The sequence below is a fragment of the Yinghuangia soli genome (assembly GCF_021502675.1).
Lineage (GTDB): Bacteria > Actinomycetota > Actinomycetes > Streptomycetales > Streptomycetaceae > Yinghuangia > Yinghuangia soli.
In genome coordinates this window covers 41,701-68,250 of record NZ_JAKFHA010000003.1, presented here as the reverse complement: position 1 = coordinate 68,250, position 26,550 = coordinate 41,701, and the positions used below count along the sequence as shown (strand labels likewise).

Sequence of the window (26,550 nt, the reverse complement as noted above, 5' to 3'; positions counted from 1 at the left end):
ACGTGCACATCGACGGGCAGGACGGCGACGACGTCAAACTGCTGGGCGTCTACTCGTCGCGCGCGCAGGCAGAGGCGCGTGTCGCCCGGGCGCGCCTGCTGCCCGGCTTCGCCGCCGAGCCGGAGTGCTTCGTGATCGGTGCGTACGCCGTCGACCGGGACGAGTGGACGACCGGGTTCGTGCGTGCCGATCCGAGGGACGGCGTGCTCGGCCGGTAGCTCGGCCCGGTTGCGTCGGTGCTCGTATTTGTTTTCGAGGACCACGAGTGGTCGACGTTTCGGGGTCAGAGGCCTCGTGGTATCCGGTCGGATTCGTCCGGTTATGCCAACTCCCCGGAAAACGCCGCGGTTTGCTCTGTGCTCTGGCAACCTGCTCGCAAGCGCGGCCGGTGTGCGGCGGGAGTCCCGTACCGCACCGGGTGCGCCGGAAGTCGGGATTCCGACGGGCAAGGGGGAGCATCACATGAGCCGCAGCTTCTCGCCGAGGACAGGCTGATTCGTGGTCCGCTTCGAGGACGGTGCGGAGCATCAGGCCGTCTGGCTGCAGCGATTCTGGCAGACCGGACGGAGGGGCCGCGGCAGGGCGAGGCCGGAACTCCGGCCTCGCCCTGCCGTGTCGCAGTCGGCGTACGTCGACGGGTCAGCCGCAGCTGTTGTGGACGGGGATCGCCGCGTCGACTGCGGGAGTGCATGGCTGTAGGCGGGAGCACTCAGGTTCTGGCACGTGTTTCGAGGAGCCCTGACGGAGCATGTCAGGGCCGGCGGGGGCGGAGATATCCCGTGTTCTCGCGACAGGCTGTCTGGCTAGTCTCGATCGCATGGCGGGACCAATCCTTCGCGATCACGCCGACATCGTGCGTCGGGGCGAATCCGATGAACGGACGGAGATCCATGTCCGCGTGCTGGGCTTCGAAGACGTCCTCGTCGCCGAACGCCGGACCGGACACGACCACTGCGAACGGGCGGAGCCCGTCACGGTCACTGTCGAGGACCCCCAGCCGCTCCGGAACCACGCCGAGGTCGAAGGACCCACGACGTTCCTCCTCGAACCGGTCTGACACACCGCGCAGGAACAGCCGCAACCGGTCGAGCTCGGCATCGGCAACGGCTCCGGCCAGCTCGATCCCCTCGGATCCAGAACGCAAGCTCTCACCCGGGGACAGAGGCCTCGTCCGCAACCAGAGCGCACCAGCGGGCGGTTGAGGCCTGGCGGGTTGCGATGATGGCGGCGATTGCGGCAACGGCTGTGAGTGGGCACACGATGAAGATGAACTCCGCTTCGGCGATGTCCATCGACAATTCGCCACCGGTGAGCGGGACTTGCGCGAACACGCTGGTGCCCAGCAGTGCCGCGCCGGTGCCGCCCGCGGTGATCCGTCGCCGCCCGGCCGGGTCGCCCCGCCACAGCCGCCATGCACCGGTGGCCAGGGCGTACCCCGCCCCCGCAGCGACTGCGATGTTGACGACGAGCATGGCGACGGGTGCGCCAGTCCTGGTGATGAAGTCGAGGCACTTGGCCACCATGGTGACTTGACCGGGCAGGCACAGAGCGGCCAGCAGCACCGCTGCGACGACAGCGCGCGGAGGCCTGGGCGGCAGCGTCTCGGGAAGCTGCGGCGGTGTCGACCGCAGGGGCTGTCGGGGCGCTGGTGCTGCACGCCGGGGTTCTGCGGCGGTACGTGGACGCGCGGTGCCGGGGCCGCGGTCCGCCCGGGTGGGTCCCTGAGCCGCCGCGCCGCCGGGCGGCGCCGGATTCCTGGGTTCGGTCGGCGCTGACGCCGTCGCGTCGAGCGTACGTGCGAAGTCGCGGAGCATTCGGGTGACATCGTCCGCACTGGCCGGTCGCTGTTCGGGGTCTTTGGCCAGGAGTCCGAGGACGAGGGCGTCCCACGCGGCGGGAATCCCCTGGGCCACCGTCCCGGGTGCGGGCGGCGGTTCGGTCAGGTGTGCGGTGAGGTAGCCGACGGTGTCCGGGGCTTCGAACGGCAGGCGTCCGGTAGTCAGTTCGAACAGCAGGCAGCCGAGCGCGTACAGGTCGCTGCGCGGCTCCGGGAAACCGCGGGCCTGCTCCGGCGCCATGTACGGCGGCGTGCCCACGATGAAGCCGGTCTGGGTGAGGCGGCCCGCGGTGGCGTACGGGTCCGCGGCGCGCGCGATGCCGAAGTCGAGGACTTTGACGTGTCCGGACGGCGTCACCAGCACATTGGACGGCTTGATGTCGCGGTGCAGGATGCCCGCCGTGTGCGCCTCGGACAACGCCGCGCTGATCTGCGCGCCCCACTCGGCGGCGTCCCGCACCCCGACGGGTCCGCCGAGCAGCAGGGCGTCCAGGCCGGTGCCGCGGACAAGTTCCATGACCAGGAACGGGGTCCGGTCGTCGCCGGTGCCCGTCTCGCCGATGTCGTGGATGGTCACGATGCCGGGGTGCTGCAGCCGGGCGGTCAGGCGCGCTTCGCGCTGGAACCGGGCCCGCGCCTCGCTGCCGTGGCTGCCGCGTCCGGCGAGCAGCGCGATCACCTTGACCGCGACCGCGCGGTCCAGGGATTCGTCGCGGGCCTTCCAGACCTGCCCCATCCCGCCTTCGCCGAGCAGCCGGACCAGGCGGTAGCGGCCGCCGAGGACGTCGTCCTGAACCACGCGTGGACCCCCGTGTCGAACGCCTGTGTTCCTGCCCGGGGTGCGCCGGCGTCATGAGCGGCGTACCCGGGTCGGCACGGACAATACGCGGAATCACGTCGGGGCGGCGGCGGCCCCGGAGTTCAGCGGGATCAGGGCAGGTTCAGGGCTTTCGTCAGGAGACCGTGATCAGCGTCTTGCCGAGCGCTTGCCGGGTTTCGATGGCGGCGTGGGCTTCGGCGGCCCGTTCGAGCGGGTACGTCTGGCCGATCATGGGACGGACGCGCCCGGCCGCGGCCGCGGCCAGGACCTCCCCGGCCCAGCGCGGCATGTTCGGACCGAAGCCGAAGAGCTGTTGGATCGGCAGGACCTCCACCCCGCGCAGGGCGGCCTCCTCTGGGTCCACGACCGTCGCCTCCCCGGATGAGGCACCGTGGACCGAGAAGCGTCCGCCGCGTGCCGTCACTTCGAAGGCCGCGCGGCCGATCGCGCCGCCCACGCCGTCGAACACCACGTCCGGGCCCGCCCCGCCGGTGGCCTCGCGTACCCGATCGGTCCACCCCGGCTCCGAGTAGTCGACGGCGACGGCCGCCCCGAGGTCGCGGACGGCATCGAGCTTGCGGGTGCCGCGGGCGGCGCCGATGACGTGAGCCCCGGCGGCGACGGCAAGTTGGACGAGGACGCTGCCGAGACCGCCGGCCGCGGCCTCCACGAGCACCCAGTCGCCGGGCTTGATACGCGCACCCTCGGCCAGGCCCACGGCCGTGCTGCCGTCGGTGTGCAGGGCGACGGCGTCCGTGAGTTCCAGACCATCGGGTACGGGGATGAGGGCCTCGACCGCGGCCACGGCACGCTCCGCGAAGCCGCCGGTGGTCCCGGTGCCCGCCAGCACCCGCTGCCCGAGCCACGCCGCGTCGACGCCGCTGCCCACCGCGCGGACGCGTCCGGCGACCATGCCGCCCGGGATGAAGGGGAGTTCCGGACGCTCGTGATACGGGTCCGTGCCCGCCCGGATCTGCGTCTCGACGAACGTCACCCCGGCGACCGCGACCTCGACCAGGACTTCGCCGGCCCCGGCCAAGGGGACCGGTACGTCGTCCAAGGCCATGACCTCGGGACCACCGAACCTGGTCACCACAACTGCACGCATGACGTCCCCTCCACCGCGATGGCGCGACAGCCGCAACACGGCTGCCCGCCGCGGCCTTGCATATTCCGCTCACAACAAGGCCGAGAAGCAGGACAGTCCCGGTTCGGATGTGACAAACGCCAAATTGCGCCCCGCAGGGAATACCCCGGAACCCCCGACGGAGTGGTTGCGTCGAACAGGCGCATAGCGGTATGCGGCGCATGGTGCTGCGACGTGAAAGCGACGCATCGAGGATCGGGGGCCACATGGGAATGGGCATGCGGGCGAGGCGCGCAACGGGAGCGGCGGCGTTGGTGGTCGCCGTTCTGCTCGTGGCCACGGCATGCGTGCGTACGAGCAGCGGCCCGAGCGAGGATTCCGGCTACTCCGTGCTCTCCGGCACGCCGATCCTCCCGGTCAGGACCGCGGAAGACCTGGTGAGCTACGGCGACCACGTCCTGGTGGTGACGGTCACTGCCGAACGCGAGATCCCGCCCTCGACCGAGGAACTGCGGCGCGGCGAGGGCATGATCCTCCGCGAAGTCACATTGCGCGTGGACGAGACCCTGTGGAGCCGGAGCGGGATGACCGCTCCGACCTCGATCACCTCCACGGCGTCCGGTTGGCTGATGCACGACAACAAGCGCAGGCCGTTCGTCTCCTCGGGCTCGCCGCGCTTGGAGCCGGGCCACACGTACACCGTCGCGATGTACCGGCCGCACGAACGCGGCAACGCAGCGGACGACTGGGTGGCGTTTCTGATGCTCGCCTATGACGACGGCAGGATCGGGAACGGTGAACAGGCGGGCGGCAAGCCCCCGATCACCGGCGCCCTGGCCGCCAGCGAGGGGCAACCGGGCAGCGCTCTCGCGACGCTGCTGGCCGCCACGCCGCCGGATCCGGTGAGCACCAAGTACCTGGACCTGGACGGCGCAGCCCGATTCCGCGCGACCGCCGCCGAGAAGCCGCCGTCCGGCGTCCGATGACGTTGTAAGCCGGAAGCCGGACGGCGGCGGCCGCCCGCAGGGGAGTGTGCCGGGTCTGGCCTCAGATTGTGGAATCAGCCGCCCCGGCGGGCTTCAAATGCCGGTCGAAGAAGCGCGTTCCGTCTTCTGCCTCGAACCACGGGGTGCCGGTGTGGCCGCCCAGGTTGGCGTGCAGGGTCTTCTCCTCGCTGCCGAAGGCGTCGAACAGGTCCAACGCCCGGTCCCGAGGGTTCCCCTCGTCGTCCCATTGCAGGAGGAGCAGCAGCGGGATGGTGACCTGCCGGGCCTCGTCGCGCTGGGCGCGGGGCACGAAGCCGCCCGCGAAAAGGCCCGCGGCCTTGATGCGGGGTTCGGTTGCGGCGAGCCGGATGCCCAGTGCGGTCCACCCCGAGTAGCCGACCGGGACGCCGAGTTCGGCGGGTCCACCCGGTCCGCCGGGTTCGCCGAGTTCGGGGAGGGCGAGGAGGGCGTCGAGGGTGGTCAGCCAGTCGGGCGCGGCCTTGGCGACCAGGGGGCCGACGACCGACTCGAAGATGTCGTCGACCGGCTCGCCGGCCTGCACGGCCCGGCGCATCTCGGCGCGGGCCCGGTCATCGGCGGCGGAGCGCGGGCGGTCGCCGCACCCGGCCGCGTCGATGGAGGCCACCGCGTAGCCGGCCGCGGCGCAGTACCGGGCCCGGCCCTTGAGCCGGGCGTCGCTCTTGGGAAGGCCGTTGTTGTGGGCCATCAGGATGAGCGGGGCGGGGGAGGACCCGGGCGTCTGCGGCGTCCACAGGGTGCCGGGGATCTCGCCGAGGGTGAACTCGCGTTCGAGGACGCCGTCGTCGAGGCGGTGTGCGGAAGTGAATTCCATGGTCGTGCCTTTCGGGAGGGCTCGTGTACGGCGCTCCCGGACGACCTGGCTAGCGTCCGACCGTGACCCCGGAGGGGAGCACCCATGTCGATACTGCGTTCACGGGTACCACCTCCTCGTTCTGTCGCACGGCCTCCGGCAATCTAGCACCGCGCCGCCGCGCCCGCTGCGGCCAAGCCGCTTCCCGGGGAGCCCGGGCGGGTCAGGGCGATGACCGCGATGTCGTCGGCGAGGTGGTGGGTCCAGTCGCGGACGTCGCGTTCGAGGTGCCGCAGCAAGTCGTCGGGGCTGGTGGTCGCGGCCGCGGCCAGGCGCTCGGCGACCGGGTAGAACTCGCCCGAGGCGTTGCGTGCTTCGTTGAGGCCGTCGGTGTGCAGGATGAGGGTGGCGCCGTCGGCGAGCGGGACCGGTACCGGGCGCGGCCGTCCGGTACGCCGCCGTCCGCCGGGGCCGTCGCCGGGGGACGCCAGGCCGAGGGAGCCGAAGCCGAGCGGGAGCAGCGACGGTACGGCGATTTCGCAGACGCCCTCCTCGGAGACCGCAAGCGGCGCCAGGTGCCCGCAGTTGACGACGTGCACGAGGTCGCCGGTCCCTGCGTGCTGCAGGAGCAGCGCGGTGGCGAAGAGTTCCTCGTCGCCGCGGTCGGCGGCGTCGCGGGCCATCTGCCGGTCCAGCCGGACCGCGAGTTCGCCGAGGTCGGCGACGTCGTGCGCCTGGCTGCGGAAGCTGCCCAGCAGGTCCGCGACGGTCTGCACGGCCTGCAGGCCCTTGCCGCGGACGTCGCCGATGAGCACGCGCGTGCCGAACGGGGTGTGCACGGCTTCGAGGAAGTCCCCGCCCACGCCCGTTCCGTCGGTCGCGGGCTGGTAGAGCCCCGCGAGGTTCAGGCGGCCCAGCGCGCGCGGGATGCCGTGCAGGACGGCCTGCTGGAGTGCCCCGACGCTTTCCTCGGTACGGGCCAGGCGTTCGCTCTGCTGGAGCCGGCTCAGCATCACGGCTCCGGCGAGCACCCCGGTGCCCAGGACGGCGATCGCGGTGACCGGCCGTGCCGCGTCGCGCGTTCCGGCGATGCCGAGGACGAGAAGGTACTGCAGGCCCGCGACGGTGGCCGCGGTCAGGACGACGGCCGGCCGGCCCGCGACGGCCGCGGCGACAGCGGAGACGGCGATGCCCGTCCAGATCAGGGCGTCCGCGCCGAGCGCCTGCGCGGTGGCCGCGCCGAGGAGGATCGAGGTGGGGTGCAGTGCGGCGGCGGCGCCGAGGCGCGCCCGCGGAACTGCGGCCAGGAATACCGCCATCTGCGGCACCAGCGCGACCATGAGACCGAACCCGGCGACCGCGGCGGCCGCGGCGCACATGCCGACCGCGCCCCAGTCGTCGCCCGGGATCGAATGCAGCAGGACGAGGCCGACCGCGGCCAGCATGAAGCCGACCGAGCAGCCGGTCCGCGGCGCGACCGCCCGGCGCCGGACCAGCAGGCAGGCGGTGACCCCGCCGACGCTGAACGCCGACACGGCCAGCGCCGAACCGGCGAGGGACGCGCCCGAGCGCATGGTGAGCGGCGTGACCACCGCGGGGATCAGGAACTGCGCGAACCCGAGCACCAGGCCGGACACCCCGGCGGCGACGGACGCCCGAAGCGGCAGGCCGCCCGATGCCGCAGCCGGGGCGGGGGCCTCATCGGACGAGGGCCGACCGGTCCACGGCGTTCCGGGGTGGGCGCGTACGGTGCCGAAGACGGCAGTGGCGACAGCGGCAGCCAACAGGCTGAGCACCCAGGGGTCGGCCCAGCCGCGGAGGGGGACGAGGTACAGTCCGGCGGCCATCGCCGCGGCGGCGGTCGCGCACACGGCGAGCGCCGAGTCCAGCCACCGTCCGTCGCGGGACGAGGTCGGCTCGGGCGTCATGCGGCTCGTGGCGAGGATCGCGGCCGCGGCCATGGCCGCGACGAGCAGCGCCGTCGTACGCCAGCCGAGCGCGGACAGGACGGGCCGGGCCAGGTGTACGGCCAGGAAGTACAGCGTCGAGACCAGCGCGAGCCAGCCCGCGACGACGCGGCTCATCCGGCCGGGCAGATTGAGAGCGGACACCGAGGCCAGGCACGTGATGAACACCGCGGCCGCGGCTGCGCTGGCGAGGACCCGGGACGCGAAATACCAGCCGGGCGCCTGCGACACGGCCAGTCCGACGTATCCGGTGGCCAGCAGCGCGAGCGACCATCGCATGATGCGGGCCCGGCCCAGGGTGTCGCCGGCGCGGCCCGCCACGTACAGGGCCAGGACGCCGACGGTCGCGACGATGACCTCGGTGGCGGCCACGTCGCCCGCGGAGAGGTCGAGGTCGGCGCGGATCGACGGCAGCGCGGCGGAGCGCAGCACGGGACTGATGACGTAGACCGAGGAGACCACGGCAAGGAGGAGGTAGACCGTCCTCGGGACACGCCGGAAGTCCGCGATGCGCCGCGGGGTGGGGGCGGTGGCCGTACCGGCCATGCCAGTCGTGGGTGTCGCGCCGGTCGAATCGGAGGTTTTGGAGGTCTCGGGGGCCCCGGAGGTCTCGGAGGTTTCGGAGGTCTCGGGGACGCTGCCGGGAGCGACGGCGGCGGCTGCGGTCAGGGCCTCGGCCTGGGCTACGGCCGCAGTCTCGGCAGCCGTCGCGGCCGCATCGGCCTCGGATCGGGTGGCGGACCCGAGCTCTTCCTCTGCCCCGGCGCCTGCTCCTGCCGTGGGGTCGGCCCCTGCCGCAGCTGCGTGCGTCATCGGTGCGTCCTCCTCAGCCCGCCCTCGGAATCGGATGAAGCGACCCAAGCAACCGGATCCGCACCCTCTGCACGGGGATCTACAGAGCTTGAAGTCTCGATATCAAGAAGAACAGATATGTCCCTTTAGTCATAATTTGACGTATGGCGTGATATAGGCATGCCGGAGGCCCGAAGCCCCCTTGGTCGGGCGCCTGGCCGACGGCAAGGGCTTCGGGCGTGCGGGCCTCCGGCCCCCTGATCAGCGCACCCAGGGCGCTTCGTCCGGCATGGTGACCTCGAAGACCGACGAGCCCCCGGGACCGTCGGCCGGACCGCTGCCCTCCGCGGCGAGCAGACCGCGCAGGTGCCGGTCGACGATGTCCGCCCACTGCGAGCCGGCCGCGCCCGTGCCTCCGGACGCGGTCATGCCAGGTACGCGGCGACCATCTCCGCGAACTCCTCCGGCTCGACCACCCGCACGCCGAGCGACTCGGCCTTGGTCTTCTTCGACCCCGCGCCCGCCCCGGCGACCAGCAGGCTCGTGGACTTGGACACGCTGGAGCCGGCCCGTCCGCCCGCGCGTTCGATCAGCTCGTTCACCCCGTTGCGGGACAGCTCGGCCAGCGGGCCGGTCATGCTGCCGGTCGCGACGACCGTCATACCCGCCAGCGGGAGAGCCTCGGCCGCGTCCTCCCCGGCGTCCGCGTCCGCACCGACCGGGGCTGTGGTGACCGGCTGCGGCTCGGGACGGTCCACTCCGGCCGCGGCGAGCTTCACGATGACCGGGGCCAGCTCGGCCAGTTCGGCCAGCAGCATGGCGGCCTTCTCCGGGCCGACGCCCTCGACCTCCTGAAGTGCGACGATGTCCGCCGCCTGGATCGCGGCCATCGTGCCGAAGTGCCGCGCGATCCGCCGCGACATGCTCCGCCCCGTGCCGCGCACGCCCAGCGCGCAGAACACCCGGTTCAGCGGGCGCTCCTTCGCCGCCTCGATGTGCACCAGGATCTTGTCGGCGTTCTTCTCGCTCCCGGTGGCGGCGACCAACTGCTCGCGCGTCAGGGTGAACAGGTCCGCGACGTCGGCGACCGCGCCGTCCGCGACCAGGCGTACGACGATCTTCGGGCCGAGGCCCTCGATGTCGAGCTGGTCGCGGCCCACCGCGTACTCCACCGAACGAGTGAGGTCGCACGCCCGACCGCGCACGCACCGCCAGCGCTCCTGGCTGCTGTCGATCTCGCCGCCGCAGCCCGGGCATTGCTCCGGCAGCGCGATCGGCGTCTCGGCGCCGGTGCGCAGCGCGGTCACCGGGCCGACGACGTACGGGATCACGTCGCCCGCGCGTCGGACCGTGACCGTGTCGCCGATGTGCAGGTCAAGCTTCGTGATCATGCCGGGGCTGTGCAGCGTCGCGAACGCGACCGTCACGCCTGCGATGTCCACCGGCTCCAACTGCGCCCGCGGCGCCAGGAACCCGGTACGCCCGGTGGCCCAGGTGACGGCCACGATGCGGGTGGTCTTCTCCACGGCCGGGAACTTGTACGCGACCGCCCAGCGCGGCGCCCGCGACCCGGCCCCGGCGGCCGCCTGGTCCTCCGGGTGGTCGGCCTTGACGACGATCCCGTCGATGCCCAGCGGCAGCGCCTCGCGCCCGGCGGCGACCTCCGCGATGTAGTCGCGTGCCGCGGCCAGGTCGGCGACCGTGCGGGCGCCCACCGGCGTGTCCGCGACCGTGCGCACGCCGAGCGAGCCGAGGCGGTCCATGAGCGACGAGTGCGTACGCCCGGCCAGGTCGCGGCTGTTCGCGTCGTCGTCCGGCGCGTCGGGGCCGGGCAGCAGCGTGTAGGCGTAGCAGGACAGCGGGATCGTGTACGCCCGGCCGGTGGCGCGCAGCGTGCCCGCCGCGGCGTTGCGCGGGTTGGAGAATACCGGCTCGCCGTACTCGGCCCGGATGCGGTTGGCTTCCTCGAACTGCTCGTTGGTGAGCACGATCTCGCCGCGCACCTCGATGCTCAGCGGCTCGCGCAGCGACTCGGGCAGGCCGTCGACCGTCCCGATGGCGTGCGAGACGTCCTCGCCGGTGATGCCGTTCCCGCGCGTGACCAGCCGGGTGAGCTTGCCGCCGGTGTAGTACGCGGCCACCGCGAGGCCGTCGATCTTCGGGCCGACGTGGTAGCCCTGCGGCTCGCGGCCCAGCCGCCGGGCGAGGCCCGCACCCCAGCGTTCGAGTCCGTCCTGGTCGAACACGTTGTCCAGGCTCAGCATGGGCACCGAGTGGGTGACGTCCCCGCCGCCCGCCGCACCTGCCGCGACCAGCCCGGTCGGCGAGTCGGCGACGGCGTCGCCGGGGTGGGCGTCCTCGTACGCGGCGAGACCGCGCATGAGCCGGTCGAAGGTGTCGTCGTCCAGCGCGGAGGTCCCGTCGCCGTAGTAGGCGGCAGCGGCGGCGCGGACCTGTTCGACGGCGGCGAGGTACGCAGCGCGGTCGGCCGGGACATCGGCGGATGCGGTTTCCATGCCCGCATCCTGGCGCGCGCCACCGACAAACGTGAACACCCGGGCGGTGGCATTCGTGCGCTGCGGTCGTGCCGTCGGGACAGGGTCGCTGCGGCGCCGACGGCGGCGGCGATACGGCAGACGGCGCAGCGTCGGTGCAATGTGGTCGACTTGGGCCCGTGAGCCATCCACGTGTCCAGTGCCCGGTGTGCGGGCGAGTGTGTGCCGGCGTCCCCACGACAGCGCTCGGCATGGTCAGCGTGCACGACCACAAGGTCGCGCCGCGGTCGCTGGTGCTGTGCCGCGGCAGCATGGCGCGCGTCCCGGCGGCGGGGGCCGCCGCGTACCAGGAGACGCTGCCGGGGGCGGTCGAAAACCCGGACGCGGACAGCGGGTTCGTCCAGGACGGGATCTTCTAGGCGGCTTCGACGGCTTCGGCGGCTCTGGGCCCCGGATGGGCCCCGGGCGCTCCCGCGGACCCGGGAGCGCCCGGCGGATCCCGGAGGGGCACGGTATGAGCGGACCGGGACCGCGCCCACCGGCCTGCTGCCGGGCACGTGCGGCAAGGCGCCACGTACCCAGGCGCGGCAACAGGCCGGCGGGGGAGCGGCAGGCGGTCAGGCCAGGGGCCGGCCCTGCGCGTCGCGGAGTCCCTCGAGGGTCACGTTGGCGATGTGCGGGCCGTCGGCTTCCATCGTGATCCATGTGATGTGGTCGAAGTTGCCGGTGTCGTCGTGCGGTTTGACCCACAGGCCGCCGGTGGGGCCGAGGCGGATGTGGGTGTTGCCGTCGATGTCCACGGCTTTGTAGTTGTGCACGTGTCCGGCGAACATCGTGTGCGGGCGGCCGCCCAGCGCCGTGCGGATCCGGTGCACGGCCGGATGCCCCTCGCCCTGCCACAACGGCATGTGCATGAGCACGAACGTCCACCGCACATCGGCATTCTCGGCGATCACGCCTTCCGCCCAGGCGATCTGCTCCTCGGAGAGGGCAGCCATCGTCTGGGTGCCCTCCCAGTCGATCGAGGTCTCGACCATGCGGCGGACGGCCTCGGGGTCGCGCGCCGCGTACCCGGGCAGGTTCGCGAGGGCTTCGCGGGCTCGCGGCGACAGTTCGGGCGGCGGGTCCTGGCAGTCGAGGACGAGGAACAGGACGTCCTTGTAGCGGAAATGGTGGTGCAGCCGGCCGTGGCGGGACAGCCAGCGGTCGCGGCTCGCGGCGTCGAAGACGTCGTGGTTGCCGGGCACGAGGAACAGCGGTGCGTCGAGCGGGGCGAGGATGCGGTCGACCTCGTCCCATCCGGCGGCGACCTCGTCGTCGTCGGCGTAGCCCTCGATGAGGTCGCCGAGTTGGATGGCGAAGGCCGGCCGCAGCAGGTTCAGTGCCGCGATGCCGCGTTCGAAGACGCCGGGCCGGGCTATGCCGGTGCGGTCGGAGATGAGCGCGAAGGAGAAGCGGTCCGGGTCGTCGGCGATGCGCAGGTGCGTCCACGGGCCGCGGACGTTTGCGCCGTCGTGGCTGTCGTGGCTGTCGTGGCTGTCGTGGCCGTCGTGGCCGCCGGCATCGGTAACGCCGCCGTCGGCCGGGTCGCCGAGAGCGAGGTGCGGGTTCATGCTCGTGTTCCTTCCGGTGCGGCGGCCAAGCCGCGGGGCAAGACCGCCAGGAGCGGGACGAGTTCGTCGAGACGGTCGATCAGGGCATCGGGGCGGGAGCTGCGCAGGTCACCCGGTTCGCGGTAGCCGCCGGTGATGCCGACGGCGTGGTAGCGGGCGGCGCGGGCGCAGTGGATGTCGTACTCGGTGTCGCCGACGTAGACGGCGCGGTCGCGCAGGTGCCGGTGCCCGCTCAGCGCGGCGGTCTTGGCCGCGCATCCGGCAAGGACGATGTCGAAGCGGTCGGCCAGTCCCGTGCGCCGCAGGTCGGCGCCGACTGCGTCGCTGCCGGCTGCGGAGATGACGCCCAGGAGTGCGCCGCGGGAGCGCAGAGTGTCCAGGGTCGCGGCGGCGTTGCCGCGTACCGGGGCGGGTTCGGACGCCATCGCGCGGTTCCAGTGCTGCTCGCCGGCTGCGGGGTCGGCGACGTCCAGGCCGGTCAGGAAGGCGCGCATCGGCAGCTTCCAGCGGGCCCGGAACGCCTCGGCGGTGAGCTCCGGCAGGCCGCGGGCGGTCAGGACCGCGTTGGTGGCGCGCACGGCACGCTCGACGTCGTCGGCGATGGTGCCGTTCCAGTCGAACAGCACGAGGGTGCTGCCGAGATCGGCCCGGTTCGGGGCAGCCGGACATGAGGCGGTCGGGCGCAGAGTGGCCTGGTCGAGGGCGGCTTGGTCCGGGGCGGCCTGGTCGAGGGCGGCCTGGTCCGGCGTGGCCCGGCCCGGGGCGCGGCTTCGTTCGGCTGCGCCTTCGGGATCGTGCGGGACGGGGCGGGGGTTCGGGTTCATGATCAGTACCGGTGTTCCGCGAGGAGTTCCTCGGCTGCCGCGAGGGCGTCCCGGGCCGGCGGGTGGCGCAGCGCGAGCGAGACATGGACGGCGTCGAGCAGCGCGAGGTGGACCAGCCGGCTGCTCATCGCCTCCACGCGGTAGGCCGTCTCGCGGCTTCCGGCGACCAGGACCAGATCCGCGGCGGCCGCGGCAGGCGAACCGGCGAAGCTGGTCAGGGCGATGGTGCCGGCCCCGGTCGCGCGGGCGGTGCGCAGGACGGCGACGGTCTCGCGCGTCGCGCCGGTGTGGCTGATGGCGAAGCACAGGTCGCCCGCCCGCAGCGTGCGCGCGGTCACGTGCTGCACGTGCGGGTCGGCGGCGAAGACTGCGTCCAGCCCCATCGTCGCCATGCGGTACGCGGCATCGGCGGCCAGCGGCGCTGACGTGCCCACCGCGGCGAACACGATCCGCCGGGACCCGAGCAGCGCGTCCACGACCTGCGCGACCGCGTCGCCGTCGACCAGCCGCACGGCGTCGTCGAGGGCCCGCGCCGAGGACGCCAGCACCTTCGCGGCGACCTGGGCCGGGCTGTCGCCGGGCTCGACGTCCTCGGCGAGGCGCCGGTGGACCGGTGCCGACTCCCGGGCGAGCGCGAGCTTGAGGTCCTGGAACCCGCGCAGTCCGAGCCGCTGGCAGAACCGCGTGACGGTCCCGATCGAGGTGTCCGACACCCGCGCGAGATCGCCGACCGACATGCGCACCACCTCGGCGGGCGCCGCGGCCACCGCGTCCGCGACCCGCTGCTCGGCCCGCGACAGCGCGGACGCGTGGCTGCGGGCCAGTTCGAGGACCGGCGGCGAGTCGTGGTCGAAGCCGGCCTCGGCCGAAGGCTTGGAATATTGCTCCATGGCGGAATGAATATCTGGAACATCGCTCCATTGCAAGGCCTGCACGGTCCCTGACGGACCTTCAGGACCCCGCCTGCCTCCGGCCACGCCGCGTCGCCGACCCGGTCCCGAGATGTGCACGTGCACACAACTGCGGCCGAAAGTGCACTTCTGCGAACCCGCCGGTAACTAAAGCCATTCGGCTCCTTCAATGGATCTCGGCCCGCTGCTAAATATGTGACGTCCGTCACCAATCGCGGAGGTCGACATGCGCGCAGTACGTGCCGCACGTGCAGTGCCAGCCTTATGGTCCGCCGTCCTCGCATTCCTTCTCGCCGCGCTCGGCGTCCTGTTCGTCGCCCCGAGCGCACACGCCGCCACCGGCCGGTACGTGGCCCTCGGCGACTCCTACTCCGCCGGGCTGGGAGCCGGCAGCTACGACAGCGCCAGCGGAAACTGCAAGCGCAGCAGCAAGTCGTACCCGGCCCTGTGGGCCGCGGCGAACGCCCCGTCCTCGTTCGCGTTCGTGGCCTGCTCCGGCGCCAAGACCGGTGATGTGCTCAACAACCAGATCAGCGCGGTCAATTCGAGCACCGAGCTCGTGTCTATCACGATCGGCGGCAACGACGCGGGCTTCGCGGGCATCATGACCACCTGCGTCCTGCAGTCCGAGAGCACCTGCCTCAACGCCGTCGCCCAGGCCCGCACCTTCGCCGAGAACCAGCTGCCCGGGCTGCTCGACCAGGTGTACGCCGCCATCCGCGCCCGCGCCCCGTCCGCCCACGTGGTCGTGCTGGGCTACTCGCGGCTCTACAAGATCGGCGGCGGCTGCCTGTTCGGCATCGGCGACACCAAGCGCAAGGCCCTCAACGGTGCCGCCGACACCCTCGACACCGTGATCGCCAAGCGCGCCGCCGACGCCGGCTTCACCTTCGGCGACGTCCGCCCGATCTTCACCGGCCACGAGATCTGCTCCGGCTCGGCGTGGCTGCACAGCACCACCTGGCCCATCGAAGAGTCGTACCACCCGAACGCCAGCGGCCAGTCGAAGGGCTACCTGCCGGTGTTCAACGGCCTCGCGTGATCCGCTGAACGAGCGGTCGAAGTAGGTCATTTCGTCCAGCGCGTCAGACAGCAGTGCGCCCCGGGACAGGCCCCCCGGGGCGCACTGCTGTCACGTGTCGTGTCGGCCCGCGCCGCTACGGTGCCCTTACGGTTCGGCGACGCGAGATGAGCGATGCGGGGGCGGCGATGGCTATCTGGCAGTACGGCGACACGTGGGCCGGACTCCCTGTCCATTGGCTGGCCCGCCCGCACGACCCGGCGCGCATGACGCCGCAGGAACGCAACATCTGGGAACTCGGCGGCGGGCAGCAAAGCACGTGGGCGGAAGTCGGCGCCGCGGCTCCGGACGCTGCCGAGGTCGCGTGGGCCCTGTCTGTCACGTACGCCCGCGACCTGCCATTCGCCGATCTGTTCGCCGGGTTCGTGGAAGCGGTCGACACCACCCGCGTACGTGTTCTCCTGCTCGGCTACTGGGCGACCGGACTGCTGAGCGAGGAACCGCCCGACCACGCCATCCGCGTGCTGTGCGCGCACGCCGACCGGTTCCCGGCGCTGCGCAGCCTGTTCGTGGGCGCGATCGCCAGTGAGGAACACGAGATCTCGTGGATCCCGCGCGGCGACGTCACTCCGGTACTGGAGGCGTTTCCGCAGCTTGAGGAACTGACGTACCGGTTCGGGCAGCCGGTGCGGCCGCGGGGCGGGGCGCAGGTCGGCGGCGACGGTACCGGCGTACTGCGGCCCGTGCGGCATGCGCGGCTGCGCCGCCTGACGCTGGAGACCGGAGGCCTGCCCGCGCACGTACCCGCAGTCGTCGCCGCTTGCGACTTCCCGGCGCTGGAACATCTCGACCTGTGGCTGGGCGTCTCGTTCTACGGCGGAGAGACGACCGTGGACGACCTGACCGACCTGCTCGCCGCCCGCAACCTGCCGCGGCTGCGCCACCTCGGGCTGATGAACAGCGAGATGCAGGACGAGGTCGCCGCAGCTGTCGCGGGTGCCCCCGTCGTCGCCCAGCTCGAATCCCTCGACTTGTCGATGGGCAGCCTGGGCGACGCGGGCGCGGAGGCCCTTCTGGCCGGACAGCCGCTCACCCACCTGCGCAAGCTTTCGCTGCGCCACCACTTCATCAGCGACGCGATGCGCACCCGCCTCGACGCGCAAATCGCCTCGGCAGGCGTCGACATCGACCTGTCCGACGCGATGGACCTGTACGAGTGGCTGATCGCCGACGGTGCGGGCGACGGGCGGTACGTCGAGGTCTCGGAGTAGGCCTGCGCGGCGCGTCATGTCGGCGATGTTGCAGGCGTATTGCCAGGTCAGCGCGTCCGCCGAGAGCCGTCGAATCCGCATCGCCCGGGCGGAATGAAACCGGGGAACGCCCAGTTCGATCAGGACAGGTCGGCCGGCCTCGTCCAGAACCACCAGCAGTTCCACGAACGAATGGGCTTCCACCATGTCTTCAGTCCTCCAAGGCGCCCCGCTCGCCGACCGCGTCGCCGTCGTCACCGGAGCCTCGGCCGGCATCGGCGCGGCGACCGCCCGCCGGCTGGCCGAACTCGGCGCCCGCGTCGCCCTGCTCGCCCGCCGCGCGGACCGGCTCGACGACCTCGTCGCCGAGATCCGCAAGGCGGGCGGCGAGGCCGTCGCCGTCACCGCGGACATTGCCGACCGCGCGTCCGTCCAGGCGGCGGCCGACCGCGTGGCCACCGAACTCGGCAGCGCCGACTTGGTCGTCAACGCGGCCGGCACGTACCTCCCCGGCCCGATCGCCGACGGGGCCGCCGATGCCTGGGCCCAGGAGATCGCGGTCAACGTGACCGGCCAGATGAACGTCATCGGCGCCTTCACCCCGCAGCTCATCGCCGCGGCCGAGGCGGGCCGCAGCGCCGACCTGGTCAACATCTCCTCGGTCGGCGCCGACATCAACCTCACGCTCAGCGCCGTGTACGACGGCTCCAAGGCGTTCGTCAGCAAGATGTCCGCCACCTTGCGCGACGAACTCGGCCAGCACGGCGTACGCGTCGCCGTGATCGAACCGGGCCTGGTCGACACGGAACTGAAGACGCACGTCACGCATGAGGGCATCCGCGGCTGGATCGACGCCAACGGCGAGCTGGCACTGCAGCCCGAGGACGTCGCCGAGACCATAGCTTTCGCGGCGACGCTGCCGCCGCAGGTCAACCTGCAGACGATCGTCGTCCTGCCGACGAAGCAGGCGTTCTCCTAGAGCGGGGTCCGTGTTCTGTGCGTACTGGGCGCGTGCCCCGGATCGGCGCGGGCAGGACGAGGCGGCTGCCGGACAGGTCGGTGCTGACAAGGCGTACAGCAACGGTGTGAGCGGGCGATCAACAAGCTCAAGCAGTTCCGAGCCGTCGCTACCCGGTGTGACAAGCGCGGATACGCCTTCCTCGGCACCGTCACCGCAGCCGCACTCCTCATCTGGCTCCGCTCGTGACCGAAGAAGCAGGCCCTAATTCTCGCCGCCGGCTGCGGATGATTCCTCGGCGGGGAACAGAATCGGGCTGATCAGATAGCGGGTGCGCTCGGCCGAGGGCTCGTTGGCGATCCGACGCATCAACACGTCGCGCATCTCGTCGATCATTGCGGCCAGTTCGTCCCGGCTGACCCACATCGCGTGCTGGCGGTAGCCCACCAGGTCGGCGGCGGGGGCAGCACCGGGCCGGTCGAGGTAGGCGTTGAACTCGGCCAGCAGGGTCGCCATCGCCACGGCGAACACCCGTCGGTGGCCCTCGGGTGGAAGCGAAGCAGCGGTCTCGGCGTCGATCACCGCCCGCTCACGCCGCAGCCGGTAGCGGCGCTCGACGGCGCCGCGCACCCGCTGCTCGCCCGCGACCTCGAGCAAGCCGCCGTCGGCCAGCAGGCTCACATGGCGGTAGAGGGTGGCCTTCGAGATGTCAGGAAGCAGCGCGCACAACTGCGAGGTGGTCAGCGTCCGGCCGCCGGACATGGTGTGCACGATGCGCAGTCGTACGGGGTGCAGGAGCAGGTCAACCGTGTCCATGCACCTACGATCTCACGAGTGATATCGTTCTCAAAGTTGAGAATAAATGCGAGGGTGCAGACCCATCGCACCGGCATCGCATAGGAGTTGTTGCCCATGACGCGCACGCCACCTCCCCTGGGACGTCTGCACGACATCGCCGGCGGTCGCCGCCTGATGATGCACCGCTCCGGCAGCGGCGGGCCGACCGCGGTATTCCTGGCGGGGGCGGGGATGATGAGCTTGGACTACCTGAACACCCACAACCGCGTCGCCGCGCTGACCGCGAGCGTCCTCTACGACCGCGGGGGCAATGGCTGGAGCCACCCCACCGAGCTACCCCGCACTGCAGCCGAAGTCACCGACGAACTGCGCGAGCTGCTCCGCACGGCCGGCATTCCAGGCCCCTACCTGTTGATCGGCCACTCCCTGGGCGGGGCCTACGCGCGCCACTACGCCCGGCGATTCCCCGACGAGGTAGCCGGCCTGCTCCTCCTCGACCCGTTCCACGAGGACATGGCGACCCGCGCTCGCCGGCAGGTACGGGACAAGCTCGACGAGATGCTGGACCAGATGCAGAGCCAGGAGGCCACCGAGCCCACGCCGGAACAGCTCGAACAGTCCCGCACCCAGATGCTCCAGCACTTCGCCGCCTGGCCGGAGCCGGTACGCGCGCCGTTGGCCGAGCGCCACCTCGCCACTTGGCGGGCCGGCTTGCGCGAGAACCAGAACCTCTACGACAAGGTCGCTGCCGAATTCCGGCACGCCCCGGCAACCCCCGACGTACCGCTGATCGTGCTCACAGCAATGGGACACGACGTCACCCAGGCCCACCTGTGGCCCGCCGACCTGCTCCGCGAGATCAACGAGGGCAAGCGCGCCCTGCACGCCGAGGTAGCCGCCGAGTCCCCGCGCGGCGAGCAGCGGGTCCTCGACGACGCCGGGCACGGGTGGCTGCACGAGGAGCGGGCGGACGCCGTGATCCAGGCCGTCAACGATCTGATCACAAGGACGCGTTGATGACAGAACCCTCTGCTGCCCGCCTCACACCCTGCGTCCAACTACGCACGCCGCTGACAGCCGGATCGGGGAGAGAAGACCTGGCGCGCGCACTGGGATCCGAGCCCACCATGTCCTGAGACCTCTTGGACGAACTCCTCAAGACGGATCAGTGCTTCTTCGCGGACGGCGTGAGTGGATCGCGGAGCTACTGAAGATTCGGCACCACTGGATGGGTGCCGCCGGCAGTGCAGCCGGAGATCCGGAGCTGAGGTTCATCCGCACGTCCTGCCCCACTTGGTGTCCGCCCCTTCTGGAACACGCTGAAACACCCCGCGTGATCGCCGCATGCACGACTGCGGAGGTTCTGCCTGCACTCGCCATTGACCACCCGCGGTGGACGGACGGACTCTTGGCTCGCCTGGCCAGGCAGACCATTGCACGAAGGGTTCCTCGAAGGAACTCTTTGCGGCGAAGTGGTCGGCGGACGTTCCGCCTGACGAACGCGGGGGCAGAGGGGCCGTCGCCTACGTGCACGGACCGTCGTACGTGACGGCCATGGTCGTGCCGTACGCGAGGTCGGTGCCTGCGGGGTAGCCGGTGGACATGACCTCGCCGGTCGTCCCGACCATGTTGCACTTGCGGACCAAGGTGAAGCCCGCGTTGGTCAGTTCGGTGAGTGCCGGGCCGGACTGCATGCCGACCACGTCGGGCACCTTGATCCGGCCGTCGGAGACCCGGATGACGACCGCCGAGCCGCGGTCGACCTGCGTACCTGCTCCCGGCGAGCTGCCGACGATGACGTCCTTTGCCGCGCCGACGTTGGTGACCGTCACGATCGTGGCCTTCAACTGCGCGGTGGTGAGGGCGGATTGCCCGTCGGTGAGGGTCTTGCGGTCCAGGGCGGGGACCGCCACCTTGGCCACCGGCGCCGCGGTGGTGGTCACCCCGGCGGCGGGGGAGGTCGCCGGTCCGCCGGGCCGGGTGGTCGTCCCGCCGCCCGAGATGGTGGGCGAGCCCGGCTTCGTGACGTTGCCGCCTGGGAGTTGGCTCGCGCCGGAAGGGCCGGTCCGGAGGGGGGACGCGGTGCCGGGCGACGTGCCTGCGCCGGGGCTTGCCGAGTCGGAGGCGCCGGGCGTACCGGCCAGGCCCTGATCACCGCCGCCTGCACCTCCGCCGCCGCTGCCTGCACTCGCCACCCCGAACCACGCGGCCGCCACGATGCCGACCACGAGCAGCATTACGGCGGCGATTTTCCCGGCCGCGCCTGCGCTTGCGCCTGAGCTCGTACCGCCACCGGAGTAGCCGCCTTGGTGATGGGCCGCGTTGCGGTCGCGCAGCTCCGGACGTTCGTGCCCGCCGCGTACGTCGACGGCAAAGGTCGTCCCCGCCGCGATCCGCCGGTCGGCGGACGAGACCACCCGGATCGGCACCAGGAGCGGCGCGGACGGCAGGGCTCCGGCGATGTCCCCGGCTTGGTCCGCGCCCGGAATGCCGGCCCGGCCGCCTGCCTGGAACAGGGCGTCCGTGAGCGAGTCCCCACCTGGCACCGTGTAGCGGACCTGGACCGCCGCGGACTGGTTCGGGGCCAGCACACCGGGCACGGTTTCGAGCGCGAGGCGCCGGTCGGGGTCGTCCAAGGCCTCGATAGTGAAGAGGCTCGGACGCGGCCCGGCGTTCCGCAGCATCACCCGAAAGCGGACCTGCTCGCCCGGCGACACCTGGACGCGTACCGGATCGCACCAGGCCTGCACGGCGCCCGCGTACCCCGCAACCGCAAGCCCCCGCAGATCCGCACCACAGCGCGCTCCCGCGCAGTAGACGCTGCCGACGCTTTCGGGTGTTCCGCACAACCGGCAGACCTGTGCCATGACGTCGCCCCCGCGATTCCCCTGTGTGGCCCCAGGCGCCGCAGCGGCAGCCGGGATGGCCAGCGTAGGAAGACGAACTCAACGACGAGTCAACGCGCGTCAATCAGTCGGATGTCGGATGCGTGGACGGGTCGATGATGGGAGATGACGTTGCGGGACGCGGTCTTCGTCGGTACGGGCATTCAGTCCGATGCCGGGTGCTTACCGGTGATTCGGTCGGCGAGGCCGCGGAGTGCGGCGATGACGACGACCACAGGAACCGAGCAGGTGAACACGACCTCGCGGGTGAACTGGTCGACGTCCGTCTGGGCCCACCAGGCTGCGCCGTACGCGAGCCACAGCAGCGCCGGGGTGAGCGCGGGCTCCCAGCGCCGTCGGACGAATCCTGAGACGGCGAAGGGGAGAAGGCAGACGAACGGCAGTGCGTGTACCCAGGTCGGAGCGCCTGTGGCGGCGTAGTTGAGCGCCACCACCAGCGCCCAACTCATCGACGCACTCAACCGGGCCGACCAGAACAAGGCGATCAGGGACAGGAGCAATGTGGCCAGCCCGGCGAGGACCACGAACGCCGGGAAGGGGCGCTGCAGCAACGCGACGCAGACCGTGGAGATCACCAACGTGACCCAGCCGACGACAGCGACGGCACCGGCTTCCGTGGCGCGGAAACGAACTGCCCAGCGGGAGCCGGGTGGCGGGGCGCCGGCTGGTTCGGTACCGACTGCGCCCCGTCGAGGACCGGGGAGGGGCGTAGCCTCGGCGTACGGATCGGGGGTCGGGGGAGCTACGAGGCCAGAGCCAGAGCCAGAGCTAGGGCCAGGGCCGGGGTTGGGGGAGACGGAAGGGGAGGGCAGCGGCGGTGGCGCTGCTGCGGCACCCAGCTGCTCACGTGGCGGGCGTCCCGTGACCGCTGTGGGCTGGGCGTGGACGTCCGGCGGGGCCGGGATCCGGGTGGTCAGTGCCTGCTGCGCCGATTCGAGCGCGGAGCGGAAGGCCGCGGCGTCGGGGTACCGCTGATCGGGTGACTTGGCGAGCGCGAAGAGCGTCAGGGCATCGACTTGGTCGGGGACGTCCGCTCGCCGTGCCGACGGCGGGGGAGGGGTCTTGGTGAGGTGCTGGTTCATCACCGCGAACGGCGAGTCGCCGGTGAAGGGCGGTCGGCCGGTGAGCAGTTCGTACAGCAGACAGCCGAGCGAGTAGATGTCGGTGCGCGCGTCGACGTCGTCCCCGTCGATCTGCTCCGGTGACAGGTACGCCGGGGTGCCGACCATCAGGCCGGTCGCGGTCAGCCGGGTCGTGGTCGCGGCGAGGGCCTTGGCGATGCCGAAGTCGAGGACTTTCACCGTACCGGCAGTGGTGACCATGATGTTGGACGGCTTGATGTCGCGGTGGATAAGTCCCAGCCCGTGGCTGTGCACCAACGTGTCGGCGACGTCGCGCGCGATGGAGACCGCGCGGGCGACGGGCAGCGGGCCGGCGTGCAGGGTCTCGGCGAGCGTCCGGCCGTCGATGTACTCCATCACGAGGAATGGGACGGTGTCGGCGCCGTCGACGTCCTCGCCCACGTCGTGCAGCGTGGCCACGCCGTGATGGGACAGGGCCGCGGTCGTGCGGGCCTCGCGGCGGAAGCGCTGCCGGAACTCGTCCTGCCGGGTGAGCTCGACGGGCAGCACCTTCACCGCCACGGTACGGCCCAACTCGCGGTCGACGCCCTTCCAGACTTCGCCCATGCCGCCGCGGCCGACGACCTCCTGGAGCTCGTACCGCCCTGCCAGAACACGCATCTTCCAGTGCCCCCAGCTGTTCCGACCACCGACCGCAGCCGACGCGATCTCGGCATGCGAGCACACCGTACAGGCCGCGGTTCAGGCCGGGGACGGGCCGAGCGCGACATCGGGGTCCATCGCGGGGAGCCAGGAGATGACGTCTGCCAGGGGGCGCTCTGAAGGACGCTCGGCGCAGGGGCAGTTCGTACGGGGATCGGTCGGCGGCCGGTGCCTTTCGCGCATCACCGCCCCTCGCCAGTGTCGGCGGAGAAGGCGCCTGCTTCGGCGGCCAGCACGGCGGCCTCCGCGGCGCGCTGCGGGAGTTGTGGATCGGGCGCGGCGCGAAGAAGCACCAGCTGGTGGTAGATCGGTGCCGTGGCGGCGATCAAGAGGCTGTGTGCGTCGGTATGCCGAGCCGGGAGTTCGCCTCGCTCGGTTGCGCGTTCGACGAGGATCACGCATTGGGCGTACCGGTCCGCCCACAGTTGCGTCTGGGCTTGCGCGGCTTGTTCGGAGTGGAACGACGCGGCCATCAGGGCGACGGCGAACGACGGCTGCACGACCAGGGAGTCCTGGATCTCCTGGTTGAGAGCCGTCAGGTCCCCGCGCAGGGAGCCCGTGTCCGGCGGCTGCCAGTCGATCTCGCCCGCGGCGGCGATGAGATCGGCGAGCAGGCCGCCGACGTCGCGCCAGCGCCGATAGACCGTGGCGCGGTGTACGCCGGACCGGGTCGCGACGGCCTCCATGGTGAGCCCGGCGTGGCCGTTCTCGGCGAGTTCCGCACGTACCGCGTCGAGCACTTGGGCCCGGGTGCGCGCGGTGCGGCCGCCGGGGCGGCGGTCCGGCTTGGTGCCGTGCGGGTTTGGCGTGTCCGACGCGTCCGGTGTGACCGGGGTGTCGGTCGTGCTCGTCTCGTCCTCAGGTGGGGCCATCGGCAGTCCGTATCCAGTTGATCAAGGGGACGGGTTCATGCCAGCATCTTAACGCGACAACTGTCGTAATAGTTCGCTCGAGAGGAATGGCCGCCCGGATGCCCCTGACGCCCGCCGATCCCACCGTCCTCCACCCGATGCCCGAGCACCCCCGCGTGGTACTGCTCAAGCCGCTGGTCACCTCCCCGCTGATCGACGTGGGCGACTTCTCGTACTACGACGACCCGGACGACCCGACCGCGTTCGAGACGCGCAACGTCCTGTACCACTACGGCCCCGAGCGACTGGTCATCGGCAAGTACTGCGCCCTCGCGACGGGCACCCGCTTCATCATGAACGGCGCCAACCACCGCATGGACGGCCCGTCCACCTTCCCGTTCCCGACGATGGGCGGCTCCTGGGCGGACCACTTCGACCTGATCACCGGCCTGCCCGGGCGCGGTGACACCGTCGTCGGCAACGACGTGTGGTTCGGTCACGGCGCCACCGTCGTGCCCGGCGTACGCATCGGCCACGGCGCGATCGTCGCCGCCGGCGCCGTGGTGACTGCGGATGTCCCCGACTACGGCATCGTCGGCGGCAACCCGGCCCGGCTCATTCGTACCCGCTACGACGCCGCAGACGTCGCCCGCCTGCTGGCCGCGGCGTGGTGGGACTGGCCGGTGGAGCACATCACCCGGCACGTACGGACCATCATGGCGGGGACGATCGCCGACCTGGAGCAAGCCGCCGCGGAGCTCGACGGCTGATCGAGCCCGGTTGTACCGTCCGTGATCGCCGGAGGTCTCGCTGGCTGGGGTTTGCTCTGTCTGGGGTATCGACTGGTCCATGGCCATCGGCCGGATGCGCGTCAAAGTCGGCGACGCTATCGGTGTTCCGCGTTTTCGTGAACGCCCTTGACGCCGTGTGGCAATAGGGGTGCCCGACGTCCGGTCATTCCTGGTGAACCACCCACGCTGTACGCGAACTCTTATCTGATCATGCACATGAGCTCGACGAACGCCGACCGCCCGAGGCGGCTGACCTGAGAACTCGGCGAGGGGTGAGGGCCGCGCCGGGCTACTTCGCGGGGACGTCGACCGCGTCGAGCTCGAACAGCCATACCTCCGGGAAGTACTGCCCCTTGGTTGCGGTCGAGGCCGTGCGGTCGGTGGTCACCTCGGCGTGCGCGGCGACAGGTGCGGCGAGCAGCGCAGCGGCGGCCAAGGCGAGGCCGACAGTGGCCCGGAAGGTGTTCGTCATGCCCGGGCAACGATGCCGGGCACCGCAGGACACGGCCGCAAAGGAGTCCTGCCGTCCGCGTACGAGTGGAACGTATCCGCGTACGCCGCCGACACCAGGTCCCCCGGTGATGGCGCAGCGAGGCGGCGCCTCACCGGAACGGTAGAGCTCATCCCACGCCGGATCACCCGCGAACGCTTGCGCACGCCGCCCGACCGGTGCCGGCACCGGTCGGAAGAGTCGGGCCGGTTCGCACCATCTACGCCGTCAACCTTGGGATTCCTGACAGCGGTCCACTGCTCACGTGCGTGGCATGGTGATGGCCTGTGCGGCCTTAAGCAGGTGGGGCAGCGGGCCGGTGAAGTCCGGTAGGAGGGCCAGGGCGACGGCCCAGGCTTCGGTGTTGCGGCCGAGGGTGGGGGCGGTGAGTGCGCGAAGTGCCGTGCAGGCGTCGGCGTGACGGGCCGCGTCGTGGTGGTTCAGGATTCGCATGGCGTTCCGTGCGGGGGCGCCGTGGGTGAGGATGGCGGCCGCGGAGATCCAGCCGTTGGTGTGTGCGCGGCGGATGTGCTTGTTCGCTCCGTGGGCGTTGAACGGTGTGGAGAGCAGCACCGCCGCGGTCTCGGTTTCCGGCGGTGCATCGACCCAGTGGGTGATCCGGACGTCTTGCGGGACCGGCACCGGGTAGTACGTCCGCAGGTTCGCCGGGCAGCCCAATTGCCTGGTCAACGCCATGCGTACGGGGTCGGGGAAGGGCTGCTTCCGGTGCTCGCGGTCGATCAGGTCCCAGTCCAGCGGAGCGCGCGGTGCGAGCAGCATCGCTGCGGCGTCGGGGAGGTTCCGCGCGTCGCGCAGGCGCGTCAGCAGCGCGGGCATACCGGAGAACTCGGCCAGGGCGCTGGCCAAGAGTTCGGGATCGGTCGGTCGGGCCAGGGCTTCGGCCACCGCTGGTGAGGGTTGTTCCGTTACGTGCGGCAGGACTTGCGGCAGCGCGGCGGTCACGGCTGCCGGGCCCGCCGTACGCAGGAAGCTCAGGCACCCCCGCAGCGCCACCCCGGACAGCCACGGCCGGATCGCGCCGTGCTCGGCCAGGCGTTCGAACGCTCTTGTCACCACGCGTGGGTCGTCGGATTCGACCAGGACGCAGATGCGTTCGAGCAGTGCGTCCCGGCGAGGGATCTGCCGGTGGTCGGGCTCGCTGTACAGCAGGTCCCGCAGCGGCGTTGCAGCGACCACCTGGGGCATGACCCGCAAGCGCGCCTCGCGCGGCGAGGACGCATTCCCGAATATCCCTGCGGCGACGTCCGGTTCCGGATCGGATGCCAAGTCCATGAGTGTTTCCGGCGGCGCACCGCGATTGGCCGCCAGCTTCGCGCGCTCTCGTACCGAGCCGTGCGCCACGAGGTACGCACCCGCTGCGCGGCCCACCCGCGACGGCTCCGCGAACGACGGCGGCGCGAATATCTCTGCGCGCAGCCGCGGGTCGATGCGACGCAGGACGGCGTCGGTGATCGACGCGGGAGCCTGGTCCAGTAGCAACGCGAGCGGATTCACCACCCCAGCCAACCAGAGCCGC

24 protein-coding genes and 1 pseudogene are annotated in these 26,550 nt (G+C 71.6%); 9 read left to right on the top strand and 16 right to left on the bottom strand.

Annotated features, from left to right (window positions below; genetic code table 11):
• Positions 1–2: 2 nt before the first annotated feature.
• Positions 3–218: a hypothetical protein gene (locus LZ495_RS07245; RefSeq protein WP_235051165.1), complete on the top strand. Its 216-nt coding sequence runs from the start codon at positions 3–5 to the stop codon at positions 216–218.
• A gap of 533 nt (positions 219–751) precedes the next feature.
• On the opposite strand, the gene LZ495_RS07240 is transcribed toward LZ495_RS07245, so the two are convergent.
• The 3 genes from LZ495_RS07240 to LZ495_RS07230 form a co-directional block, all read right to left on the bottom strand.
• Positions 752–1,144 carry a DUF6368 family protein gene (locus tag LZ495_RS07240; protein WP_235051164.1) on the bottom strand — a complete coding sequence of 131 codons (393 nt, stop codon included), beginning with the start codon at positions 1,142–1,144 and terminating at the stop codon, positions 752–754.
• Between the two features lie 4 nt (positions 1,145–1,148).
• Entirely contained in the window at positions 1,149–2,636 is a 1,488-nt protein-coding gene (locus LZ495_RS07235) for a serine/threonine-protein kinase (protein ID WP_235051163.1), read from the bottom strand.
• A gap of 154 nt (positions 2,637–2,790) precedes the next feature.
• Positions 2,791–3,765 (bottom strand): zinc-binding dehydrogenase, encoded by a 975-nt coding sequence (locus tag LZ495_RS07230; RefSeq protein ID WP_235051162.1) that lies wholly within the window; start codon positions 3,763–3,765, stop codon positions 2,791–2,793.
• 290 nt (positions 3,766–4,055) lie between these two features.
• Between LZ495_RS07230 and LZ495_RS07225 the strand changes: the two genes are divergently transcribed.
• Complete coding sequence (locus LZ495_RS07225) at positions 4,056–4,730, top strand: hypothetical protein (protein ID WP_235051161.1); 675 nt, start codon at positions 4,056–4,058, stop codon at positions 4,728–4,730.
• A gap of 61 nt (positions 4,731–4,791) precedes the next feature.
• On the opposite strand, the gene LZ495_RS07220 is transcribed toward LZ495_RS07225, so the two are convergent.
• The 4 genes from LZ495_RS07220 to ligA all read right to left on the bottom strand — a co-directional run bounded on the left by LZ495_RS07220 (position 4,792) and on the right by ligA (position 10,837).
• A complete protein-coding gene (locus LZ495_RS07220) occupies positions 4,792–5,583 on the bottom strand; it encodes a dienelactone hydrolase family protein (protein ID WP_235051160.1) in 792 nt (263 codons plus the stop codon).
• Positions 5,584–5,726: 143 nt separating this feature from the next.
• Positions 5,727–8,342 carry a PP2C family protein-serine/threonine phosphatase gene (locus tag LZ495_RS07215; protein ID WP_235051159.1) on the bottom strand — a complete coding sequence of 872 codons (2,616 nt, stop codon included), beginning with the start codon at positions 8,340–8,342 and terminating at the stop codon, positions 5,727–5,729.
• 240 nt (positions 8,343–8,582) lie between these two features.
• A complete protein-coding gene (locus tag LZ495_RS07210; protein ID WP_235051158.1) occupies positions 8,583–8,750 on the bottom strand; it encodes a hypothetical protein in 168 nt (55 codons plus the stop codon).
• Positions 8,747–10,837 (bottom strand): NAD-dependent DNA ligase LigA, encoded by a 2,091-nt coding sequence (ligA, locus tag LZ495_RS07205; protein WP_235051157.1) that lies wholly within the window; start codon positions 10,835–10,837, stop codon positions 8,747–8,749. The genes LZ495_RS07210 and ligA overlap by 4 nt, the downstream gene beginning before the upstream one ends.
• 230 nt (positions 10,838–11,067) lie before the next feature.
• On the opposite strand from ligA, the gene LZ495_RS07200 reads away from it, so the two are divergent.
• Complete coding sequence (locus LZ495_RS07200) at positions 11,068–11,235, top strand: hypothetical protein (RefSeq protein WP_235051156.1); 168 nt, start codon at positions 11,068–11,070, stop codon at positions 11,233–11,235.
• A gap of 198 nt (positions 11,236–11,433) precedes the next feature.
• Here the strand turns inward: LZ495_RS07200 and LZ495_RS07195 are convergent, their stop codons facing one another.
• Genes LZ495_RS07195 through LZ495_RS07185 form a run of 3 tightly spaced genes read right to left on the bottom strand, consistent with a single transcriptional unit; the run spans position 11,434 to position 14,143 of the window.
• The gene (locus tag LZ495_RS07195; RefSeq protein ID WP_235051155.1) at positions 11,434–12,429 is read right to left on the bottom strand and encodes a metallophosphoesterase family protein; all 996 of its coding nucleotides are present in this window, start codon (positions 12,427–12,429) and stop codon (positions 11,434–11,436) included.
• Positions 12,426–13,253 (bottom strand): HAD family hydrolase, encoded by an 828-nt coding sequence (locus LZ495_RS07190; RefSeq protein WP_235051154.1) that lies wholly within the window; start codon positions 13,251–13,253, stop codon positions 12,426–12,428. The genes LZ495_RS07195 and LZ495_RS07190 overlap by 4 nt, the downstream gene beginning before the upstream one ends.
• A gap of 2 nt (positions 13,254–13,255) precedes the next feature.
• Positions 13,256–14,143, bottom strand: a complete 888-nt coding sequence (locus LZ495_RS07185; RefSeq protein ID WP_235051153.1) for a MurR/RpiR family transcriptional regulator — start codon at positions 14,141–14,143, stop codon at positions 13,256–13,258.
• Between the two features lie 247 nt (positions 14,144–14,390).
• On the opposite strand from LZ495_RS07185, the gene LZ495_RS07180 reads away from it, so the two are divergent.
• The 4 genes and pseudogenes from LZ495_RS07180 to LZ495_RS07165 all read left to right on the top strand — a co-directional run.
• A complete protein-coding gene (locus LZ495_RS07180; protein WP_284701855.1) occupies positions 14,391–15,206 on the top strand; it encodes an SGNH/GDSL hydrolase family protein in 816 nt (271 codons plus the stop codon).
• Between the two features lie 146 nt (positions 15,207–15,352).
• Positions 15,353–16,456 carry an STM4015 family protein gene (locus LZ495_RS07175; protein WP_235051152.1) on the top strand — a complete coding sequence of 368 codons (1,104 nt, stop codon included), beginning with the start codon at positions 15,353–15,355 and terminating at the stop codon, positions 16,454–16,456.
• A gap of 184 nt (positions 16,457–16,640) precedes the next feature.
• Positions 16,641–17,414, top strand: coding sequence for an SDR family oxidoreductase (locus LZ495_RS07170; RefSeq protein ID WP_235051151.1), 774 nt, complete (start codon positions 16,641–16,643; stop codon positions 17,412–17,414).
• A 108-nt stretch (positions 17,415–17,522) separates the two neighbouring features.
• Positions 17,523–17,642, top strand: a pseudogene (locus LZ495_RS07165) (IS5/IS1182 family transposase); the annotation flags it as partial.
• A 15-nt stretch (positions 17,643–17,657) separates the two neighbouring features.
• Here the strand turns inward: LZ495_RS07165 and LZ495_RS07160 are convergent.
• Positions 17,658–18,209, bottom strand: coding sequence for a helix-turn-helix domain-containing protein (locus tag LZ495_RS07160; RefSeq protein ID WP_235051150.1), 552 nt, complete (start codon positions 18,207–18,209; stop codon positions 17,658–17,660).
• Positions 18,210–18,305: 96 nt separating this feature from the next.
• Between LZ495_RS07160 and LZ495_RS07155 the strand changes: the two genes are divergently transcribed.
• Positions 18,306–19,208, top strand: a complete 903-nt coding sequence (locus LZ495_RS07155; RefSeq protein ID WP_235051149.1) for an alpha/beta fold hydrolase — start codon at positions 18,306–18,308, stop codon at positions 19,206–19,208.
• Positions 19,209–19,714: 506 nt separating this feature from the next.
• Here LZ495_RS07155 and LZ495_RS44715 read toward each other — a convergent pair.
• The 3 genes from LZ495_RS44715 to LZ495_RS07140 form a co-directional block, all read right to left on the bottom strand.
• A complete protein-coding gene (locus LZ495_RS44715) occupies positions 19,715–20,941 on the bottom strand; it encodes a PASTA domain-containing protein (RefSeq protein ID WP_235051148.1) in 1,227 nt (408 codons plus the stop codon).
• A 299-nt stretch (positions 20,942–21,240) separates the two neighbouring features.
• Positions 21,241–22,839 carry a protein kinase domain-containing protein gene (locus LZ495_RS07145; RefSeq protein ID WP_235051147.1) on the bottom strand — a complete coding sequence of 533 codons (1,599 nt, stop codon included), beginning with the start codon at positions 22,837–22,839 and terminating at the stop codon, positions 21,241–21,243.
• Positions 22,840–23,063: 224 nt separating this feature from the next.
• Positions 23,064–23,753 carry a TetR/AcrR family transcriptional regulator gene (locus LZ495_RS07140; RefSeq protein WP_235051146.1) on the bottom strand — a complete coding sequence of 230 codons (690 nt, stop codon included), beginning with the start codon at positions 23,751–23,753 and terminating at the stop codon, positions 23,064–23,066.
• 98 nt (positions 23,754–23,851) lie between these two features.
• Here LZ495_RS07140 and LZ495_RS07135 point away from each other — a divergent pair, with 98 nt between their 5' ends.
• Entirely contained in the window at positions 23,852–24,502 is a 651-nt protein-coding gene (locus LZ495_RS07135; RefSeq protein ID WP_235051145.1) for a CatB-related O-acetyltransferase, read from the top strand.
• A gap of 310 nt (positions 24,503–24,812) precedes the next feature.
• On the opposite strand, the gene LZ495_RS07130 is transcribed toward LZ495_RS07135, so the two are convergent.
• Together LZ495_RS07130 and LZ495_RS07125 are read right to left on the bottom strand one after the other, a co-directional pair.
• On the bottom strand, positions 24,813–24,995 hold the full coding sequence (locus LZ495_RS07130; protein ID WP_235051144.1) for a hypothetical protein: 183 nt from the start codon (positions 24,993–24,995) through the stop codon (positions 24,813–24,815).
• A 279-nt stretch (positions 24,996–25,274) separates the two neighbouring features.
• Positions 25,275–26,528: a hypothetical protein gene (locus tag LZ495_RS07125; RefSeq protein WP_235051143.1), complete on the bottom strand. Its 1,254-nt coding sequence runs from the start codon at positions 26,526–26,528 to the stop codon at positions 25,275–25,277.
• Positions 26,529–26,550 lie beyond the last annotated feature (22 nt).

What these genes read in the sequence shown, in the direction of transcription:
- LZ495_RS07230 (WP_235051162.1), bottom strand. Translation starts at nt 3,765, where the DNA reads ATGCGTGCAGTTGTGGTGACCAGGTTCGGTGGTCCCGAGGTCATGGCC.
- LZ495_RS07220 (WP_235051160.1), bottom strand. Translation starts at nt 5,583, where the DNA reads ATGGAATTCACTTCCGCACACCGCCTCGACGACGGCGTCCTCGAACGC.
- LZ495_RS07215 (WP_235051159.1), bottom strand. Translation starts at nt 8,342, where the DNA reads ATGACGCACGCAGCTGCGGCAGGGGCCGACCCCACGGCAGGAGCAGGC.
- LZ495_RS07210 (WP_235051158.1), bottom strand. Translation starts at nt 8,750, where the DNA reads ATGACCGCGTCCGGAGGCACGGGCGCGGCCGGCTCGCAGTGGGCGGAC.
- ligA (WP_235051157.1), bottom strand. Translation starts at nt 10,837, where the DNA reads ATGGAAACCGCATCCGCCGATGTCCCGGCCGACCGCGCTGCGTACCTC.
- LZ495_RS07200 (WP_235051156.1), top strand. Translation starts at nt 11,068, where the DNA reads ATGGTCAGCGTGCACGACCACAAGGTCGCGCCGCGGTCGCTGGTGCTG.
- LZ495_RS07195 (WP_235051155.1), bottom strand. Translation starts at nt 12,429, where the DNA reads ATGAACCCGCACCTCGCTCTCGGCGACCCGGCCGACGGCGGCGTTACC.
- LZ495_RS07190 (WP_235051154.1), bottom strand. Translation starts at nt 13,253, where the DNA reads ATGAACCCGAACCCCCGCCCCGTCCCGCACGATCCCGAAGGCGCAGCC.
- LZ495_RS07185 (WP_235051153.1), bottom strand. Translation starts at nt 14,143, where the DNA reads ATGGAGCAATATTCCAAGCCTTCGGCCGAGGCCGGCTTCGACCACGAC.
- LZ495_RS07180 (WP_284701855.1), top strand. Translation starts at nt 14,391, where the DNA reads ATGCGCGCAGTACGTGCCGCACGTGCAGTGCCAGCCTTATGGTCCGCC.
- LZ495_RS07175 (WP_235051152.1), top strand. Translation starts at nt 15,353, where the DNA reads ATGAGCGATGCGGGGGCGGCGATGGCTATCTGGCAGTACGGCGACACG.
- LZ495_RS07170 (WP_235051151.1), top strand. Translation starts at nt 16,641, where the DNA reads ATGTCTTCAGTCCTCCAAGGCGCCCCGCTCGCCGACCGCGTCGCCGTC.
- LZ495_RS07160 (WP_235051150.1), bottom strand. Translation starts at nt 18,209, where the DNA reads ATGGACACGGTTGACCTGCTCCTGCACCCCGTACGACTGCGCATCGTG.
- LZ495_RS07155 (WP_235051149.1), top strand. Translation starts at nt 18,306, where the DNA reads ATGACGCGCACGCCACCTCCCCTGGGACGTCTGCACGACATCGCCGGC.
- LZ495_RS07145 (WP_235051147.1), bottom strand. Translation starts at nt 22,839, where the DNA reads ATGCGTGTTCTGGCAGGGCGGTACGAGCTCCAGGAGGTCGTCGGCCGC.
- LZ495_RS07140 (WP_235051146.1), bottom strand. Translation starts at nt 23,753, where the DNA reads ATGGCCCCACCTGAGGACGAGACGAGCACGACCGACACCCCGGTCACA.
- LZ495_RS07135 (WP_235051145.1), top strand. Translation starts at nt 23,852, where the DNA reads ATGCCCCTGACGCCCGCCGATCCCACCGTCCTCCACCCGATGCCCGAG.
- LZ495_RS07130 (WP_235051144.1), bottom strand. Translation starts at nt 24,995, where the DNA reads ATGACGAACACCTTCCGGGCCACTGTCGGCCTCGCCTTGGCCGCCGCT.